The organism is Bacillus sp. JJ783, from assembly GCF_036963225.1.
Classification (GTDB): domain Bacteria; phylum Bacillota; class Bacilli; order Bacillales; family Bacillaceae_G; genus Bacillus_A; species Bacillus_A cereus_U.
The window spans coordinates 1-18,829 of the sequence record NZ_JBALMG010000117.1; the positions used below are offsets into that span (position 1 = coordinate 1).

The following is an 18,829-nucleotide window of genomic DNA, read 5'->3' on the forward strand; positions in this document are numbered from 1 at the left end:
ATTTCAATTTTAAATAAAATAAATACTTAATTAGTTTATTGATTTTGTATAGATTTTTTAGATTAAAAGACGACTAATGTAAAGTCGTCTTTTGTTTTTCTTATAATAAAATGAAAGTAAACTAATATTCAAAAGTTTACTTTCATGTTTTAGGTCTAAGGAAAGGGAAATTAGAAGGGGCTAGTTCCTTGTTGGGGGGGGGAGGTTGATAGAATGATAAGATGTTTAGGGTCATATGAACAAGAACTGGCCTGTGTGTAGCAACGGAACTAAAAGAGGCAAAAAGCAATAGCGGACATTCCAAATGACCCTAAAAAGGGTAAAACCAGCAATTAAATGACGAAACGCAAATTGCCCAAAAACAGGAAAATAATATTCGTTTTTTATACAACATTAAAGGGTTTGACCGGAATCATATTGAAAAGGTTAGGATTCTCTCTTTTAACTGACTACTTTTGTCAGGGTTGACGTTTTAAAATGAAAGGGACAACTAATTAAGGAGGCGACCAACGATGGTCATGACATTGGAGCAATTTCGCGAAATTTTGGATGAGAATCGTCGTTTAACCATTCGAACAATTGCGGCTTTTCCTGAAGACAAGTTATTCACCTTTGCACCGGTCGAACCGCTGCGGCCATTCTCAAAAATGATTTTAGAGATACTAGATATTGAACGCGGATATATACGCGGTATCGCTCTCGGTGAATGGGAATATAGCCAACCTTTTGCTGGTGTTTCGACCAAAGAGGAACTTTTAGACGGTTGTCATGAAACAAAGGAGGTTGTACAAAAATGGTGGCCAAAAATCACTGAGGAACGGTTGCACACCGTAGAAAAAGATCCCTTTTTTGGTGGCGAAATGAGTCATTTCGAACGTCTACATTATGCGTTGGAAAATGAAATCCACCATCGAGGCCAAGGTTTTATTTACTTACGGTTACTTGGGATTGAACCGCCAGCGTTTTGGGATCGATAATAAAAAGGGACAACATTTTCATTTAACCCGGATTCGTTCCGTTTTTTTTTATACCGGGGGTACCGCCACATCGCTATCAAGCTAAGCTTATGCAAAGTCAATTTTAGGGGTTCTGGTGCAAAGATTGCATTTATTTGAAAGAGGTATATAGATTCCTAATGAAATCTATTCTTATGCAGCCATTCCGAATAGTTGATGAATAAACTTTATTTCATTTTGGACAGACTTGTCCCGTAAAATAAGTTGGCCTTTTTTAATGATATGCATGGCTTCTATTCCAGAAAGAATGGATGTAGCTGTGGAGAAAGATTTAAGACCTAGCATAGAACGGATTCGCTTCTTTATAAAGCGATGATCTTGTTCTACAATGTTATTAAGGTATTTCACCTGCCTTATTTGGATGCCCACAGGCATCTTTTTCTCTTTCTTCAACTCTTGAATCGCTATTGGATAGGCCTGGTTTTTGTCCACTGTAATCACACGGGGCTTTGAAACATGAAAAGACTGCAAAGCTTTCTTGAAAAAAAGCTTTGCAGCCCTATGATCTCTTGTTTTGCTTAAATGAAAATCAATTGTATTTCCTTTTGAATCAACAGCACGATATAGGTACATCCATTGACCTTTGACTTTCACATACGTCTCATCGACTCGACAAGAATCATTGGTTGACTTAAGATGACGTCGTACGCGCTTATCTAATTCGGGACCATATTGATGAACCCATCGCATGATAGTTGTATGAGCAAGGGATAGCCCACGTTCTTCCATCATTTCGACTAAATCACGAAAACTGAGGTTGTACCGTAGGTACCATCTCACGGTTAATAAAATAATATCCGGTTGATAATGTTTCCACTTAAATAGATTTTGCTTTTCCATACCAATCACATCCTTTTTTAGAGTACTAGTATCAGTATGTCCAAGTTTAGGAGGTTACTTACAAGCGTTTTGGAGTGTTTGCACCAGAACCAGAACTTGTGAGTGTAGAATTTGATAATTTTTTTGATGCGTATGATCATTTAGAGCAAGAATTAAAACAAGTTATTTCAAAAGAAGATAAGAATCCTTCATTGCTACATACCAGACTTGATAAGCTTCAGAAGAAAATTGAAAATGTAAATGACTTAATAAAAGTATTGGAAAATGCTCGTTAATAAATGTTTTTCTTTATTATATAGAAATTATACATTAAAAACACCTTAGAGATAATGCGTATTGCGAATGTGAGATTGGTTACGAATAGAATTACTGATACTTTTTACGAGAGAGCACTTACTGAGGAGTGCTCTCTTTTTAGTAGTCAAATAACAAGAAAAAAAGAAATACAAAAGAACATTTCTACTGAGATTTTATATTCACTGTTGGATACTGATTTACCTGTATACCTTTGGTCAGCTACATGTGATTCAGCTTGGTCCTTCCATACCACTCAAAAATCCAGTTAAAAAAAAAGAGGGAGAAGGCATTTTTTATTGAAGTTTGTTTATAATAGCTTTTTAATCTGTTAGGGGGGATCGTAAAGTAGACTATTAATCTCTTTGATAATTTTAATTTCCCTTATAGTACAGGGCATGCTGTATTAAAAAAATTTAATTTTGAAAGGAGAATCAATAAATATGAGCACGAAAAAAAGAATAGGGAATAAGTTATTACTTGTCAGTGCAATTTGTGCGATAACTATTCCTTCAGTTTCATATGCAGAGGAAGTAATTTTACCTAAAAATTCCGCGAGTTCTTCAATTTTGTATGAGGGACGGAATACGGATCTATTGAAAACAAGTTTATATCCCAATACATATAATAATCCGTTCAACCACCAATTTATTTCGACATTTAAGGAAACAAACACAAAAATAAAAAAAATAGACAATACTGAAAATGAAAATCCTGTTATATCTACTACCCTTTCATTTATCCGTTATATGCATACTGAAGATTATAAATCTGCATTTGATTTAACTTCTCGATCATTACAGAAAATAATATCCGAAAAATGGCTGAAGAGCTATTGGAAGGAACTCCCTACGCAATTTCAAGCAGGTTCTTTTATGGGAATTGGAGAGGTAACACAAAAAGAGACAAATTCCGTTCATACAAACGTAGAGATTAAATTAGTTTTTGAACAATTTACAGTACCTTTACTAATTAAACTAGATCCATCTGGAAAAATAGATGATTTTCAACTCAGCATGTCGTTTAGTCCTGTTGCAGAGCGCCCATCATATAGTAAGCCTGAATCATTTGTTGATAAAGAAGTAGTGGTTGGAAGCGGTGCGTTTCCATTATCAGGAACATTGTCTGTTCCGAAGGGAAAGGGTCCTTTCCCAGCGGTTATTCTTGTTCAAGGATCTGGAGCAACCGATCAGGATGAAACAGCGTTTGCTTTAAAACCATTTCGCGATTTAGCTGAAGGTCTTGCCTCGAAAGGAATTGCTGTCCTTCGCTATAATAAACGAACTTATGAACATGGATTGAAAACACAATTCAGTCCTTTTTATACAGTTGATAAAGAGACAACAGATGATGCTCTTTTTGTAACTCATTTTCTTCAAAATGAACCTATGATAGATAAGAATCAAATTTATATTCTTGGTCATAGTCAAGGTGGAATGATGCTTCCGAAAATGATCGAAAAAGACCAAAATCAAAATATTGCTGGGGCAATCGTGATGGGAGGACCAGCCCGTACAATCCAAGACGTTGTTTTAGATCAATTTGAGTATCTATTTTCTATTGGAGCAATGAAACCTGAAGAATATAAATTTTATAAATCGCAATTTGAAATATTAAATGATCCCAATTTCTCTAGTCAGAATCCTCCAAAAGATTTTTATTTAGGATCACCAGTATTTTGGGATTCGATCCGTAAAATTAAAGCAGCAGAAATGTCAAAAGAACAAAAGACACCGCTTCTTATTATTCAAGGGGAAAGAGACTATCAAGTTCAATCAAAAATCGAAATTCCTCTTTGGAAAGAACAATTAAAAGAGCGAGATAACGTTGATTATCGACTATATCCAAAGTTAAATCACTTCTTCACAGAAGGAGATGGGGAGTTAAGTAAACCGGATGAATATTATAGTCCTGCAAATATTCCTGAGTATGTTATAAATGATATTGCTGATTGGGTGCAAAGAAGATCGAAATAAAATGAGCAGCCATAGAATTGAAAAATCAAGGGGTTTCTAACAAATCTTATGAAGTGTTGAGAATAGAACTAGAACCAAAAAAGAAAATGAAACAATGTATTACGCGTCAAAAGAAAGAAGAATTCCAAGAAAAAAAACGACAAATGAAAATTCAAAAGCGAAAAGCAAAACATCGTGGAAGATAAAAGGTCATCCGCTAAATTTAGCGGATGACCTTTTACCTTGAGAATTTAATTCCATTTACATGAATAATGTTCTTTAAAGTTAATCATGTGGTTAATTGAAGGGTTTACAGACTATAAAAGAAACCGTTTCTAAGTAGTAAAACAGGCTTTAAAAACCTAAACAAGAAGGGAGGAACATAAAAGTATGAATATATTTATGGCGTGGTTAGGGGTAGTAAAACATCGGAGGTCTGAAACTACTGAGGGTATTTCGTTAATGGTATTAGGGCTTATACTTATGATGTCCTTTTTAGCTTATGTAGGGGTTCCAGACTAGGGAGGTTGGTAAGAATTGGCGTATTTAATTTTAATATTTTTGTGTGCAGTTGGATTATATTTCTTAATTTTCGATAACCCTTATATAACTATATTCATTTTTTGGGGATTAATTTCTTAAGTTTCATGGAAATGTATTTGCAAACCCAAAATATGGTTGACAATTAAGGATTACATTTGTAATATAAACTTATAGATTACAAATGTAATACAAGGAGTGAAATTTTATATAATGAGAGAATTACCTAAAATATCGGAAGCTGAATTGGAAATCATGAAGGTTCTTTGGTCAAAATCTCCTCAAACAGCGAATGAAGTGATTAAAGTGCTAGAGGCAACAATGGACTGGAAACCAAAAACGATTCGAACGCTTATTAATCGATTAGTCCAAAAAGAAGCTGTTTCTTATCAGCAAGATAAAGGTCGTATGTATGCATATTATCCTTTAGTGTCGCAAGATAGTTATCTACAAGTAGAAACAAAATCCCTCCTAAAACGATTCTATGGTGCGGCATTTAAACCTTTACTTGTGAATTTCTTAAAAGAAGAAAAATTATCTTCAGAAGACATTAATGAACTTAAACGTATTCTGGATGAGAAGACTGAGGAAAATCAGAGGAAGGATAGATAATGATGATAGATATGTTTGTAAACGTCTATCTACCTCGATTTTTTGATTGGGTGATAGAAACATCCATTATGGCAAGTATATTAGTTGGTTTAATCTTATGTGTCAAAATCTTGCTTAGAAACAAGTTAACCCCGCGATGGCAGTACATGTTATGGATGATTTTAATTGTAAGACTTCTATTACCATGGTCACCAGATAGTTCCTACAGTATTTATTCCCTTCTTTCATATAGCCCTGGTGTGTCTGAGGTTTTTCAAAAGAATACTACTTCTGCTATACCACAAGAAAGCGTGTCAGAAGATAAAACGAATCATACAGTAACTACAAAAGAGGATAGTTACAAATCTAACTCCGTAAATGTAGTGAAAGAGAGTGATCAAACAGACAGTAATAAAAAGAAAGAAGATACTACATTTTCCGTTTATAAAGTCACTTTATATATTTGGATTTTTGGAGTTGTCATTCTAGCAATGATAACTTGTATTATGAATAGACGGTTATTTTCTTACATAAAAAAGCAACCAAATATTACGGATGAAAAAATTGTTGGGATTTTTGAGAACTGTAAAAAATCTATGGCAATTAAGAAGAAAATTCCATTACGGTTGGCTGGAAAAATCTCAAGTCCGACTGTTTTTGGATTCTTTCGCCCAAGAGTATTATTATCAAGCAGGCATATGAAAGTATTAAATGAGCAACAACTACAATATATTTTTTACCATGAGCTATCTCATATGAAACGAAGAGATATAGCTGTAAATTGGGTTATGTATAGTTTAATCATTTTAAATTGGTTTAATCCGATTCTTTGGTATGCCTATTCATGTATGCGAGAAGATCAAGAACTAGCCTGTGATGCATTTGCGCTCACTTTTATAGAATCAGAGGAACAAATTGCATATGGACATACAATTATTACTCTTTTAGAACATTATTCAAGTTATTATCAAGCACCGAATCTAGCTAATTTAAGTAGAAATAAACGAACGCTAAAAAGGAGAATTCTTATGATTAAGAAATTCCAGAAGAAACCCTATCGCTGGTCCGCTCTTGGAATTATTGCTATAGTTGCTGTTGCATCTATTTCCTTATTCAATGCACGTGCAGTAGAAGGAGATGAAAGGCAGAAGGGACAAGTGGTAGAAAAAAAGCAGAAATCTAAAGATGCTTTTCAAAATGCTGTAGATACGCTATTTGGTACAGAAGAAAATGCGAGAAAAGAATTCAGCTATTCAAACAGGGTATATGAAAAAAAGACAGATTATTTATATTTAGCTGAAAAGGCTTTAACAAAAGATGAGTTCGAACAGTACATAAAATTGTATAAAGAAATTCTTAATATACAGAAAAAAGGTGCTACGGGAAACTATGAATCCGATACATTATATTTTAAAGAAGAGCGTTTAACAAAAGCCGATCGTGAAAAATTATATGTACTTTATGAGCAATCAAAACCGTTTGATGACAAAGTATTCGAATCTTTAAATTACACGGTAAAGGAAGCGCAGCAACATGTTGATTTTCAAATTAAGAAGCCAACTTATACAATTGAAGGGTACAATCTTAAGGATGAAAAGGTAAATTATTTTATTAAGAGAAGGCCTGAATTAATTATTGAATTAGAATATACGAACGGAAAAGGAAACTATACAACTTATCAATCACAAATATTTGGAGAAAGTAAAGATCCGTTCCATGCTTTGTTTGTTGTAGAAGAAAATATTGAACAGTACGAATTAGAAGGAAATCAAATATTCTACGCTACTCATAACTCGGATAGTAATTTACAAGGTATGAAGATGATTGTTCCTGCAAAAGGAAAGAACAGTGCATATCAGATAGTCATCATAAATGATAGTTTAGACAATCCGGGGAAAGCAGTGTTCGATAGTAATGTGAATAAAGCGGAACTGGAAAAAATAATGCTTTCAATGCTGAAATAATAACATGATGTTTTGAAGGTTTATATCTTAAGAACACCTTTTCCGATTCTGGTGTGAAAATCATTTGATATTGCTAAATTTTCCTTTTTCATACCAATCACAAACCCTTTCTAGAATAATAGTATCAATATGTCCAAGATTTATAAATTCATTGCAATTATCCTGAAGTTTTTACACCAGAATTATTTACTTAGTGATGATGAATATGGTGTAAATCTGAATATAATATATAGATGAATAGTATATAAAGGAGCTCAACTCTTAATGGCAAGAAAATTATTAACACAAAGGTTTCCTTTTTTAATTCCTATTAGAATCAGACAGCGTAGGCTGTTTAAAAAAATAAGTGACCATCTTGAAGGGCATAAATTTTCAAAAACATTTGAGCAAAATCCATTACCTTACAGGATTTATAAACATAAATCTTTGCTTATTAGAAAGTTAGGTGATACGGATATACAGTTGCAATATAACAAAATCACCAATCTAAAGCTAGCCATCTGCAAAATAAACCAGGTTGTAATTAAACCGGGAGAAACATTTTCATTTTGGCATCTTGTTGGTAATTCCAGTGAAAAGGCTGGATATAAAGAAGGAATTATTCTAATGAATGGCGAAGCGATAAGGGGAATAGGCGGTGGTCTCTGTCAGTTAGGAAATCTTCTCTACTGGATGTTTCTTCATTCAGAGTTGGAAACAGTGGAAAGATATCGTCATAGTTTCGATCCATTTCCTGACTATGGACGTGTGATTCCATTTGGAACAGGCGCTACTTTGATGAATGGTATTATTGATCTCAAATTGAGAAACAATTCAAATATTTCCTATCAAGTCAATCTACATCTTGACGAAGAATACATCTACGGAGAAATCAGGGCATCCCAGTATCCTCCATATAAGTATTCTATCGTTGAAGAAGATCATCGTTTTGCAAAAAAAGTAGATGGTCAAGTATACAGACAAAATAAAGTTTATAAAAAAATAATTGATCGTGTCACAGGTAACTTAGTTGAAAAAGAACTAGTCATGGAAAATGATTGCTTAGTAAAATATGAAATAGATAATGAAATAATTGTGGGTTCTTTATAGACAAGGATTTTCACTTATCTAAAGATGTTTGAAAAAACTGCGTAGATATCTTTAAAATAAAATCTTCCAAGACAAAAAATATGGTTGAAGTGGATTTTTTTATGAAAATACTAAGTCGAATGTGAGCATTAAGTAGTATTTCATACAACACAATAGAAAGGGCCCTTTCTATTGTGTTTTTGAATAAGTAGTTGGTAAATCAAGGAGCCCGTGGAAGTAGTTTTGCAATTGTGCTTAGGTCATTTAGGTCATCATTAGGCATTTGTTTAAGCATGTACTTCAGGTATTTATATGGTATCAGCCCGTTTTCATTAAAAGAAAAAGAGGCTGGCCTGGGATATATACCAATTAAAATATAGACACTCAGTTTTCAACAAAGAGGAAAAAAGATTATATATTGGTGTAATTGTAAAGTTGGATAATGATTTGAATGCATGTATTCCGTTTCAATCATCATAATTTCATTGATGTGAAGTTATAATCATCAATTTAAATATATTACTCTCTATAATCATGGGTTAAGTTTTTTGTACAAGAATTTCATCTTGGGGGTAACCAATTTCGTTTTGGGGGTACTATAAAATTTTAGCTTGATGGCGATGTGGTGCTACCCCGATAAGAAGCAATAGTACCATTACTACGGCGTATTTATAATTCGGTTAGGTGAGATACACTAGAAGTACCGCAAGGATTCTTTATTTTTCGGTCCACTTGTAATAAACTTTTCAATTTTTGATAAAACGATGACTTTAAGGTAGTTAGTATTGGTTTGAATTGAAGTTTGATCAAAGTATTGCTGCAAGTATTGATTATATAAATAGAAGAAACCCACACACTTTGAAATAGTTTGATCAAAATGTGTGGGTTTTAATTTTGGATTCCTTAATTTTTTATAAAAAAGATTGATCATTTTATGTGGCCTACTTAAATAAACTCAGCTGTTTGTTTAACTATATCCCTTCATGATTAGCATATAAATTTCACTTTTTAAAAGAAATATTTTGTTCAATCGCCTAACAGAACAAGATAAAAAGCCTAACTCATATTAGTAATTTTTCCTGTTCCTGTTGATAAATATAAAAATACTGCCTAGCACACTTAATGAAAGCACAAAATATAACAATAAATCAGGTAGAAATTCTGAAGGAACAATATCTATCGATTGAAAAATAATAATAGCAATGATACCTAAAGATAGGATGTTATACAACACATTATTTGTTTTATATTGGATTTCTTTCCCTCTTTCGTCTTTTGCTTCATCACTTGATTGAAATTTTATTACATACATCTGACTGATGAATATTAAAACTAAAAATAAAGATTTTAACCACAACATATGTCTCACTCCTCCTGATAATCGAACACGTCAGTTATTGACTTTTCAAATATATTTGCAATTTTAAAAGCAAGAATTAGAGAAGGATTATATTTATTTTTTTCAAGAGTAGCGATAGTTTGACGACTAACCCCCACTCTTTTTGCCAGTTCTTCTTGAGTCCAACCTTTTTCTGCTCGACAAACTACAATTTTATTATGTAACAATAGCAACACCTCTTGAAAAGGTTGTAATGTATTTCTTACAATTAGTAAAGTATTTTTGACAAAATATTTTTTGTAATTAAACATACACACAAAAAATATCCCTTTATACAAAGGGATAAAGCGGTGCAACTTTCTTTAAAACGGTACGACTTTATTTCAAAGGTACAGTTAGATTTGAAATTTTCAAGAACTTCATGAAGATATTAGGTTTTTATTAGGGATAGTCAAAATTCTTAGCTTGATAGCGATGTGGTTCTACCCCGAAAAAAAGTTCCTTTTTTCTGAAAATGTATATAAATGCAAAATGTATTATTAATATCTAAATAAGATTTTATATTTCATTAATTTATTCCTTTCCATCTACATTAATCATTTATTGCAACAGCTTTCACGTCTAAAATAAGATGTTTCAACAAAGGAAAGTATAAGTATCTTTATAATGATTTTCCAATATAATCAATGTGTTAATGAAAGGAACTCTGTGTTATTTTTGCTTTTCTACTAACTAATACAGCTTCAAACAATGGACACAATTGCTACATGCCAAGTGTAATTTATTATCCATTCAAGATTCTGTTTATTCAATCTTTCTAAAAATAAAAAAATATTAAACTCATAAATATACAAGTTATAATGAGGGCGTCGAGAGATAATCTATTACCTCTAGAGAAAATATCAAACCTAGTTCTGGTGCAAAAATTCTAAAGACCTTGCAAGTAACCTTCTAAAATTGGACATACTGATACGATTACTCTAAGAAAGGTGTGTGGTCAGAAGGGAAATTTATTAACATGAAAAATGAAAGCGTTATCAACTCGATCTTATTTTGAATTGGTCATTCTAATAACTTAGATTCAACTGCAATTAAAAATAATAAATTATGGGGGTGCTTATATGAACATGAATGTAGCATCTATTAAAGAAAAAAAGGTTGTTAAATACAAAAGTTGTTTTGATGTGATTGGGCCGGTAATGATAGGTCCTTCAAGTTCACATACTGCAGGTGCTTTGGCTATTGGGACAGTTGCCAATAAATTATTTCAAGGTCTTCCAAAAAAAGTCGTGGTAAGGTATTATGAATCATTTGCTGAAACCCATAAAGGACACGGAACTGATTTTGCAATTATTGCTGGGATATTAGGATTTGCTGCCGATGACAGCAAAGTGCCAGATGCTATTAAAATAGCAGAATCTAAAGGAATTGACATTACCTTTATTGAAAAAGCGGGTGATAGTCCTGCTGGTCATCCAAATACGGCAGATGTATATTTAGAGGATGAAAGCCGAAGTATTAGAACGATGGGTATTTCGGTCGGCGGTGGATTAATTGAAGTCAAACATGTTGAAATTGACGGATTTAGCTTAGATCTGCAGGGGCCATTGCCAGTTATTATTGCGATTTCCGAAAGAGCTGACTTTGAATTTGTCTTACGCAGGATCTTTAAACAATATGATGTGGAAATTAACAACTTTCATAGTTTAGAAGAAAACAGAAAATATTTATATGCATTCGCTTTGGATTCGCTATTGCCTGGTTATGTTCAGAAGGAATTAGGAAATTTAAGCAATATAGCTAATATCATTATTCTTTAGTTACTTTAAGGGGTGAAAAAATATGTATATGACCATAAAAGAAATTGTGGATGCAGCTAATAAAAGCCAAAAGCCAATTTATGAATTAGCAATCGAACAGGAAATCGAACAAACTAAAACTTCTTATGAAGAAGCTTGGAGTAAAATGGAAAGAAATTTAGCGACTATGGAAAATGCCATAAATAAAAGTATCGAGGGCGACGGGGTATTTTCTCCGACCGGTTTAACCGGAGGTGATGCTGTTAAAATTAAAAACTATCGAGAAAATAGGAAAACTCTTTCTGGAGATTTGATGGTGTTAGGGATTCAAAGTGCTATCGGTGTTAATGAAGTAAATGCTGCATTAGGGGCTATTTGTGCAACCCCAACAGCAGGTGCGAGTGGGACGATCCCGGGAGTCCTATATAGTATTAAAGATACGTTGCAGTTAACTCATGAAGATATGATCCATTTTCTATTCACTTCAGCGTTATTTGGAACGATAGTCGCAAATAACGCTTGTATTTCAGGAGCGTACGGAGGATGTCAAGCTGAAGTAGGCAGTGCCTCAGCAATGGCGGCTGCAGCAGCGGTAGAAGCTGCCGGAGGAACGCCACAGCAATCTTCTGAAGCTTTCTCAACCGCATTACAAAATTTACTCGGTCTAGTTTGTGATCCGGTCGCTGGTTTGGTAGAAATTCCTTGTGTAAAGAGAAACGCCATTGGAACGGCAAATGCTTTGGCAGCAGCAGACATCGCATTAGCCGGCGTAAACAATATCATCAATGCAGACGAAGTTATTGAAGCGATGTATAGAGTTGGAAGACAGATGCCTCGCGAATTAAGAGAGACAGGTTTAGGCGGAATTGCGGCCACACCTACAGGGATTGCCATTAAAAATAAAATCTTTGGGGAGAAACAATCAAATTAATAAACAGTTATCGGAAATATTGTGAAATAGTTAACAATCCTATTCTCTATTGTTCTCCTAAGGATGTCTGTATATTGAGAGCCATTATCACTAAAATATACTACTATATTATTAAAGTGTTTTGTAAGAGCTAACAAACCCATCAGGTTGATGACTAGCGAATTTTTCGATTTTGATCAACTTAGAAGAAGGACACACGATGTGGCGCACTTTGTAAGCAATTCATTTTTCAAGAACGGTCTATATTCCTAAGCCTTAAAAAGAGACGGAAGAATAGGACACAAGGAGGAATTATTATATGAATGGGAATACTGCAAAAAAAATAGAATTTCAGGCTGAAAATACTGCAGTAAAAAATGAGAAATATCCAGATCCTACAAAGTGGCATAAACAGGATACTACCTGGGCATTGAGCCTTTTTGGAACAGCCATTGGAGCAGGAGTACTCTTTTTACCGATTAATGCAGGTTCAGGGGGGTTATTATCATTACTACTAATTACATTACTTGCATATCCAGTTATGTATTACTCACATAGGGCGCTTGCTAAAATGATATATGCTTCCAATTCTGCTGAAGAGGGGATTACAGGTACAATAAGGGAGTATTTTGGAAATAAGGCAAGTATCATTTTTAACATAGTATATTTCGTCTCAATTTATACAATCGTGCTAATGTATTCTGTTGCACTTACAAATACTGCAAGTAGTTTTATCGTACATCAATTGCACATGCAGGAGCCTCCAAGGGCCATTTTATCGCTTGTATTAGTACTCGGTCTTATCGCTATACTAAATTTTGGTCAAGATATCACTGTAAAGATAATGAGCATGCTAGTATATCCTTTCATAGCTTCTCTACTTTTTATCTCAATATCTTTGATTCCACAGTGGAATACGTCAATGCTTAGTTTTTCAAGTGTTACTACTGCTTCAACAGGAACAGGATATTTGGGAACGATATGGATGATACTACCAATCATAGTATTCTCGTTTAATCATTCTCCTATGATTTCGTCATTTGTTATGAAACAGAGAGCTACGTATGGAATAGAAGCTACTGATGCCAAATGTGCTCAAATACAAAAAGTTTGTTATATCATGACATTCGCTGTTGTTATGTTCTTTGTTTGGAGCAGTACCTTGAGTTTGACTCCAAATGATCTTATGATGGCAAAAGAACAGAATTTGTCAATCCTATCATATCTTGCTAATGAGCTTAATTCGCCTGTAATCACGATTGCAGCTCCTATCATTGCTTTTGTGGCTATTACAAAGTCTTTCCTTGGCCATTATATAGGAGCATATGAAGTAATGCGTGACATGATTATTAAGTCCGGTAAAACACGCGGGAAAGATATAGGAGAAAAAACAGTTAAGACAATGATCCTTACTTTTGTCGTATTAACATGCTGGTATGTTGCTTATGCAAATCCAAGTATTCTTGGAATCATTGATGCCCTTAGCGGACCGTTAGTTGCTGCTATCTTATGTTTATTACCAATGTATGCAATTCGTAAAGTGCCTGTACTAGCTAAATATAGAGGGAAAATGAGCAATGTATTTGTCATTATTATAGGTATCCTTACTGTCCTAGCAAGTATTAAGTCATTATTCTAATTGGGGTACGGAAACGATTCTGGGTATGAGGGGCCACTCTGGGGTTTAATTACAAATCAAAAAAGAGCTTTATTCAAGTTCTTTTAATCTACGATACAGGGCGGCCTGACTCACACCTGTAATTTGGCATATTTCTTTCACTGTTTTAGGGGTCACATGACCTAAAAAAGAATTTTGTACGTTTAAGAAATATTTTCCAATAAATTCAGTTTAAATTATATGTAACTTTAGGAGATAATTTGCGTAGTTTTCAAATGATAAATTGCACATAAAACAGCTTTATTTTGGATGAAAAATACTTCATCGAACGAAAAAATAAGATAAAGTTGTTAAAAAGTCTGACTTGAAGAAAAAACTCTAGACATTTATCCAAAAATAACATTTATAGCATGCTATTGACTAAACGTTACTTTAATCCAAAAAAGTTAGCATATAATGACTAGTATGTTTTACAAACTAGTCATTATATGCTACAGTGTTTTTAACTAGTATGTTTTACAAACTAGTTAATGAACGATACCGCATTTCTAACTAATATGTATTACAAATTAGCGAGGTGAGTAAATGAAAGAAACACAACTACTAAAGGGGGTACTTGAAGGTTGCGTGCTATCTATTATTAAACAACAACAAGTATACGGTTATGAACTTGTACAAATAATGCGTGATTATGGGTTTACAACAATAGTAGGTGGAACGATTTATCCTCTACTGCAAAAGTTAGAAAAACAAGGGTTAATTAAAAGTAAGGAGCTCACTTCACCTGATGGACCAAATAGGAAATACTTCTTTATTACACATGAAGGAGAAGAACAACTAGAGGGTTTTGAAGAACAATGGGGTTCATTGATTGTAAAAGTGAATCGGATTTTGACAAAAGTGGAGAGTGAATCGGATGAAAAATAATACCGCTAAACAATTAGTGGAGCAAAATAACAAGCTTAGAGAACAGCTATCCTCAGAAAATAAAATATATTATGAAGATATTTTACTGTATATGCGTACATTTGGTTTTTTCTATGAAGAATTAGAAACAGAACAACATTTAATGGTGATATTACAAGATATTTTAGAAGCACAAAAACATGGTGAATCGGCAGAAGAGTATTTAGGTAAAAATCCAAAAGAGGTTGTCGATCAACTGACACAGAAATTTGATAAACCTTCATGGAAATCGATTTTTAAAATTAGTGGTTTAATTTTTTTAATTAGTATGTTTTACGATATTGTAGGTAGTTTTACAGCCCCATCATTACAAATAAATGGATTGGTTATATTGTTGAATGGAATATTCTCCGTTGCATTCGTTTATGGTGTTTTTAAATTATTACACCTGAGTATTTATATGAAAACGCAATTACCAAAGTTAATTAAATTTTTCGTAGTATGGATAATAGCAATGATTCCGTTTGGGGTATTTATCCTCATTCGACTTTTTACACCAAAACAAGGAATTTTAAAAATTGGTACCCCATTTGATTGGATTGCCATTCTTGTTATTTTAATCGTGTCTATCGTTTATGTTATATTCAAGAAGAAACGTGAATTCTTTGGGGGTCTTACTTACGTTGTCGCTTTAGGAATATTCGGTTTATTGTTAAGGATACCACAAACGAAAGAATTAGTTCAGGGTGGTAAAAACCAAACTTTTGTCATTCTTTGCATTATTTTGCCTATTGCGCTCTACGCACTAGTCGAATGGTTACTATTTCGAAAAATGGAAGATGAAAATTAGTTATGAATAAATAGTGCTTACAATACAGAGGTATCATTTTAACACTCTTTAAATGAACGTTAATACTTCAAATCGTAACATCCATATAAAAGATAATCCCCGCATTTTTCTCAAATATTTTTAAAAGTGCAGGGGATTTTTTTATTAAAAAATCAACATTTTTAGTTTTGATTAAACTTTATTGTCAATTAATATCTTCCTCGAGTTCTTTTTGAATACGATAAACCGTTGGTCTGGTCACGCCGTTTTTTTCAGCAATCTTCTTTATAGGTAATCCTGAATTTAACATTTGTACGATTTGATAATAGACAGCTTGTTTTTGCGGATCTCGCGCACCTGGCCCATAAAGGGTTGGTCGCCCTTTATAAACCCCTTTTTCTTTCGCGATTTTTATTCCTTGTGCCTGTCGTCGTTTACTTTCTGTTCGTTCTTTTTCCGCAATCATAGCCAAGAGTTGAAGAATTAAATCTTTGACAAAACGGTCTAATAGCGGATCACCTAGGGGCTCACTTAATATAGGCATACTTGTAACAAGTAAACCGATTTTTTCTTGCTTCAGATAATTTATTGTACGAATGATTTCATTATAATCACGTCCTAATCGATCAATTGCTTCTACCATTAAAAAATCGCCTTCTCGTACAAAATCTAAAGCTCTTTTAAATTCTACACGATTCATAAAATCCGCTCCGGATTTTTTCTCTACAAATATTTTTTCCGCACCGTGATTTTTAAATTCTACAATTTGTCGATCTAAGTTTTGATCCATAGAACTGACTCTCGCATAAGCAACTTTCACTCTCAAAAACCCTCCAGTTTCCCACCATTTATTTTACACCCTAATTTTACACTTAAAACATCCGTTTCTCAATATATGACTGGTGTAAAATTAGGGTACACCCAAAATAGACACATAACAAAGTATATGAAATAATTGTGTTACATTTTATGGAAAGGAGAACAAATAAATGGACAAAGAACATTATCACTCATTAACACAATGTACAGAACAACAATTGGAAGATGCATACAAAAAATATAAAATTATTTTTCCTTATTTAGAAAATGAAAAAACTGTTCAACAAATCAGTGAAGAGACAAAATTATCAATTCGTATCATTCAATATTGGATTTGCAAATTCAAAGAAAATGGTTTATTGGGTCTTGTCAGAAAAGAACGTTCTGATTGTGGGAAATTTAAAATACCTGACTTAGTTCAACAGCAGATTCAAAAAATTCATCTTGAAAATAAAAACATTTCTATTTCTTCTATTCATCGAAGAATAAAAAAGTGGTGTGAAGAAAATGAACTTGCTGAACCTAGTTATTATCAAGTTTGGAGTTTCATAAGGAACATCCCTAAGAACTTAATTGAATTAGCTCATTACGGAAGAAAACATTATGAGAATAAATATGATTTAGTTTATTTGCGTGAAGCTAAACATCCTAATGAATTCTGGCAAGCAGACCACACTATGTTAGATATAGAAATTTTGAATGCAAAAGGTCAACCAGAAAGACCATGGTTAACTGTAATACTAGATGATTATAGTAGAGCAATTGCGGGATTTTACATCGATTTTGGTGCACCAGATACTATTCGAACTGCTTTAACACTACGTCAGGCAATTTGGAGAAAAGGAGATAAAAATTGGCCGATTTGTGGTATACCTGAAACATTTTATACAGATCACGGAAGTGATTATACATCTCAACATATGGAACAAATCTCAGCGGATTTAAAAATGGTACTGTCATTTTCACGGGTAGGGGTTCCTAGAGGACGCGGAAAAATAGAGCGATTCTTTCGAACTGTTAATACGATGTTTCTTCAAAATTTACCAGGATATATAAAGAATCATACATCACAAAAATTAATGACATTAGATGAATTAATAGAGCAATTCCACCAATTTGTTTTAAATACTTACCATTATAGGATTCATGGGACAATAAATAAACGTCCAATTGAAATGTGGAATGAATCTGGATTTCTTCCTAATATGCCTGAAAGCTTGCAGTCTTTAGATTTACTTTTGTTGTCATCGGCTAAGCCACGCAAAATCCATTCAGATGGTATCCATTTTCTTGGATTAAAGTATATGCATACAAACCTTTCAGCGTTTGTTGGTGAAGATGTAATTGTTCGATACGATCCAAGAGATATTGCTGAGATTCGTGTTTTTTATAAAGGTACCTATCTATGTACTGCAATATCTTCTACAGTTGATGGGTATTCAATAGGCTTGAAAGAACTTCAAGCTGCAAGAAATAAACAACGCAGAAAATTAAAAAATAGCGTTATTATCACAACAAAATCGGTTGTTGAGCATTTAAAGGTTGAAAAAGACGCATCAGAAAAAGTGAAACAAGTTAAGCCTATCACTTCAAAACTTAAGAGGTATAAAAATGAATAAACAGAGCCACTTCATTGAAACCAAAGAATATAAAAAATTCGCTGAATTTTGTGATGCATGTGCTGAATTTAAATATATCGGTATCTGTCATGGATTACCCGGTGTGGGAAAAACAATTTCAGCTCGTCAATATGCTAATTGGGATTATACCCATTCTAAGATTAACGAATTTTCTGTTTACAGTGACCAAGGGAAAAATGTAAAAGATGATACGATTTTAAAAAGTAATACTGTTTTTCATACCGCTCCATCTGTCCGACCTTCAAGGTTATATGACATGATTAAGCACACATGCTTCAACCTTCAAATGTCTAAAGATGGTTATCTAGCGATAAGAGATAACTATGAAAATAATTGGACAAGTTCACTTAAAAAAGCAGATGAGTTTAGGACGATTGATCTCATTATCATTGATGAGATCGATCGTTTAAAGTTTCCGACACTTGAAATTCTTAGAGATATCTATGACCAGCACAACGTAGGTATGGTGTTTATTGGTATGCCAGGAATTGAAAAAAGATTATCACGTTATCCTCAGCTTTACTCCAGAGTCGGTTTTATTCATGAATTTAAAAAATTAACTCCAACAGAAATGAAACATATCTTAACATATAAGTGGGAGAAATTAGGGAACAAACTACAATATGAGAATTTTGAAGATTATGAAGCAGTGAATACTATTATAAAGATGAGTCGAGGGAATTTCCGATTACTTGAACGAT

The 18,829-nt window shown here is 33.3% G+C and carries 17 protein-coding genes and 1 pseudogene; 14 read left to right on the forward strand and 4 right to left on the reverse strand.

Annotation, left to right across the window (positions count from 1 at the left end; translation table 11 throughout):
* The first annotated feature begins 512 nt into the window (after positions 1-512).
* Complete coding sequence (locus V7038_RS22485) at positions 513-977, forward strand: DinB family protein (protein WP_098988315.1); 465 nt, start codon at positions 513-515, stop codon at positions 975-977.
* Between the two features lie 171 nt (positions 978-1,148).
* Here V7038_RS22485 and V7038_RS22490 read toward each other — a convergent pair whose 3' ends face one another.
* Positions 1,149-1,856, reverse strand: a complete 708-nt coding sequence (locus V7038_RS22490; RefSeq protein ID WP_335695651.1) for an IS6 family transposase — start codon at positions 1,854-1,856, stop codon at positions 1,149-1,151.
* An 89-nt stretch (positions 1,857-1,945) separates the two neighbouring features.
* Between V7038_RS22490 and V7038_RS22495 the strand changes: the two are divergent.
* From V7038_RS22495 to V7038_RS22520, 6 genes and pseudogenes are all read left to right on the forward strand, one after another.
* Positions 1,946-2,131: pseudogene (locus V7038_RS22495) on the forward strand (hypothetical protein); the annotation flags it as partial.
* Positions 2,132-2,593: 462 nt separating this feature from the next.
* Complete coding sequence (locus tag V7038_RS22500) at positions 2,594-4,126, forward strand: alpha/beta hydrolase (protein ID WP_098988313.1); 1,533 nt, start codon at positions 2,594-2,596, stop codon at positions 4,124-4,126.
* A gap of 17 nt (positions 4,127-4,143) precedes the next feature.
* A complete protein-coding gene (locus V7038_RS22505) occupies positions 4,144-4,311 on the forward strand; it encodes a DUF2992 family protein (protein ID WP_234813721.1) in 168 nt (55 codons plus the stop codon).
* Positions 4,312-4,858: 547 nt separating this feature from the next.
* Positions 4,859-5,257, forward strand: a complete 399-nt coding sequence (locus V7038_RS22510; RefSeq protein ID WP_070139493.1) for a BlaI/MecI/CopY family transcriptional regulator — start codon at positions 4,859-4,861, stop codon at positions 5,255-5,257.
* Positions 5,258-5,259: 2 nt separating this feature from the next.
* Positions 5,260-7,200 (forward strand): M56 family metallopeptidase, encoded by a 1,941-nt coding sequence (locus V7038_RS22515; RefSeq protein WP_335695656.1) that lies wholly within the window; start codon positions 5,260-5,262, stop codon positions 7,198-7,200.
* A gap of 264 nt (positions 7,201-7,464) precedes the next feature.
* Entirely contained in the window at positions 7,465-8,289 is an 825-nt protein-coding gene (locus V7038_RS22520; RefSeq protein WP_098988312.1) for a VanW family protein, read from the forward strand.
* A 1,045-nt stretch (positions 8,290-9,334) separates the two neighbouring features.
* Here the strand turns inward: V7038_RS22520 and V7038_RS22525 are convergent.
* Together V7038_RS22525 and V7038_RS22530 are read right to left on the reverse strand one after the other, a co-directional pair.
* A complete protein-coding gene (locus V7038_RS22525) occupies positions 9,335-9,628 on the reverse strand; it encodes a hypothetical protein (RefSeq protein WP_335695652.1) in 294 nt (97 codons plus the stop codon).
* A 5-nt stretch (positions 9,629-9,633) separates the two neighbouring features.
* Entirely contained in the window at positions 9,634-9,834 is a 201-nt protein-coding gene (locus tag V7038_RS22530) for a helix-turn-helix transcriptional regulator (RefSeq protein WP_002094847.1), read from the reverse strand.
* Between the two features lie 894 nt (positions 9,835-10,728).
* Here V7038_RS22530 and sdaAB point away from each other — a divergent pair.
* The 5 genes from sdaAB (at position 10,729) to V7038_RS22555 (ending at position 15,690) form a co-directional block, all read left to right on the forward strand.
* Positions 10,729-11,427 carry an L-serine ammonia-lyase, iron-sulfur-dependent subunit beta gene (gene sdaAB / locus V7038_RS22535; RefSeq protein ID WP_002120784.1) on the forward strand — a complete coding sequence of 233 codons (699 nt, stop codon included), beginning with the start codon at positions 10,729-10,731 and terminating at the stop codon, positions 11,425-11,427.
* A gap of 22 nt (positions 11,428-11,449) precedes the next feature.
* Complete coding sequence (gene sdaAA / locus V7038_RS22540) at positions 11,450-12,337, forward strand: L-serine ammonia-lyase, iron-sulfur-dependent, subunit alpha (RefSeq protein ID WP_002120780.1); 888 nt, start codon at positions 11,450-11,452, stop codon at positions 12,335-12,337.
* Positions 12,338-12,635: 298 nt separating this feature from the next.
* Positions 12,636-13,955, forward strand: coding sequence for an aromatic amino acid transport family protein (locus V7038_RS22545; protein WP_098988310.1), 1,320 nt, complete (start codon positions 12,636-12,638; stop codon positions 13,953-13,955).
* Positions 13,956-14,519: 564 nt separating this feature from the next.
* Positions 14,520-14,861: a PadR family transcriptional regulator gene (locus tag V7038_RS22550; RefSeq protein WP_075313816.1), complete on the forward strand. Its 342-nt coding sequence runs from the start codon at positions 14,520-14,522 to the stop codon at positions 14,859-14,861.
* A complete protein-coding gene (locus tag V7038_RS22555; RefSeq protein ID WP_335695653.1) occupies positions 14,851-15,690 on the forward strand; it encodes a DUF1129 domain-containing protein in 840 nt (279 codons plus the stop codon). The genes V7038_RS22550 and V7038_RS22555 overlap by 11 nt, the downstream gene beginning before the upstream one ends.
* A gap of 184 nt (positions 15,691-15,874) precedes the next feature.
* Here V7038_RS22555 and V7038_RS22560 read toward each other — a convergent pair whose 3' ends face one another.
* Positions 15,875-16,489 (reverse strand): recombinase family protein, encoded by a 615-nt coding sequence (locus tag V7038_RS22560; protein WP_335695657.1) that lies wholly within the window; start codon positions 16,487-16,489, stop codon positions 15,875-15,877.
* Positions 16,490-16,658: 169 nt separating this feature from the next.
* On the opposite strand from V7038_RS22560, the gene V7038_RS22565 reads away from it, so the two are divergent.
* A complete protein-coding gene (locus V7038_RS22565) occupies positions 16,659-18,107 on the forward strand; it encodes a Mu transposase C-terminal domain-containing protein (RefSeq protein ID WP_335695654.1) in 1,449 nt (482 codons plus the stop codon).
* Positions 18,100-18,829: AAA family ATPase (locus tag V7038_RS22570; RefSeq protein WP_335695655.1), on the forward strand; the 730-nt coding region annotated here is incomplete at its 3' end. The genes V7038_RS22565 and V7038_RS22570, both read left to right, overlap by 8 nt.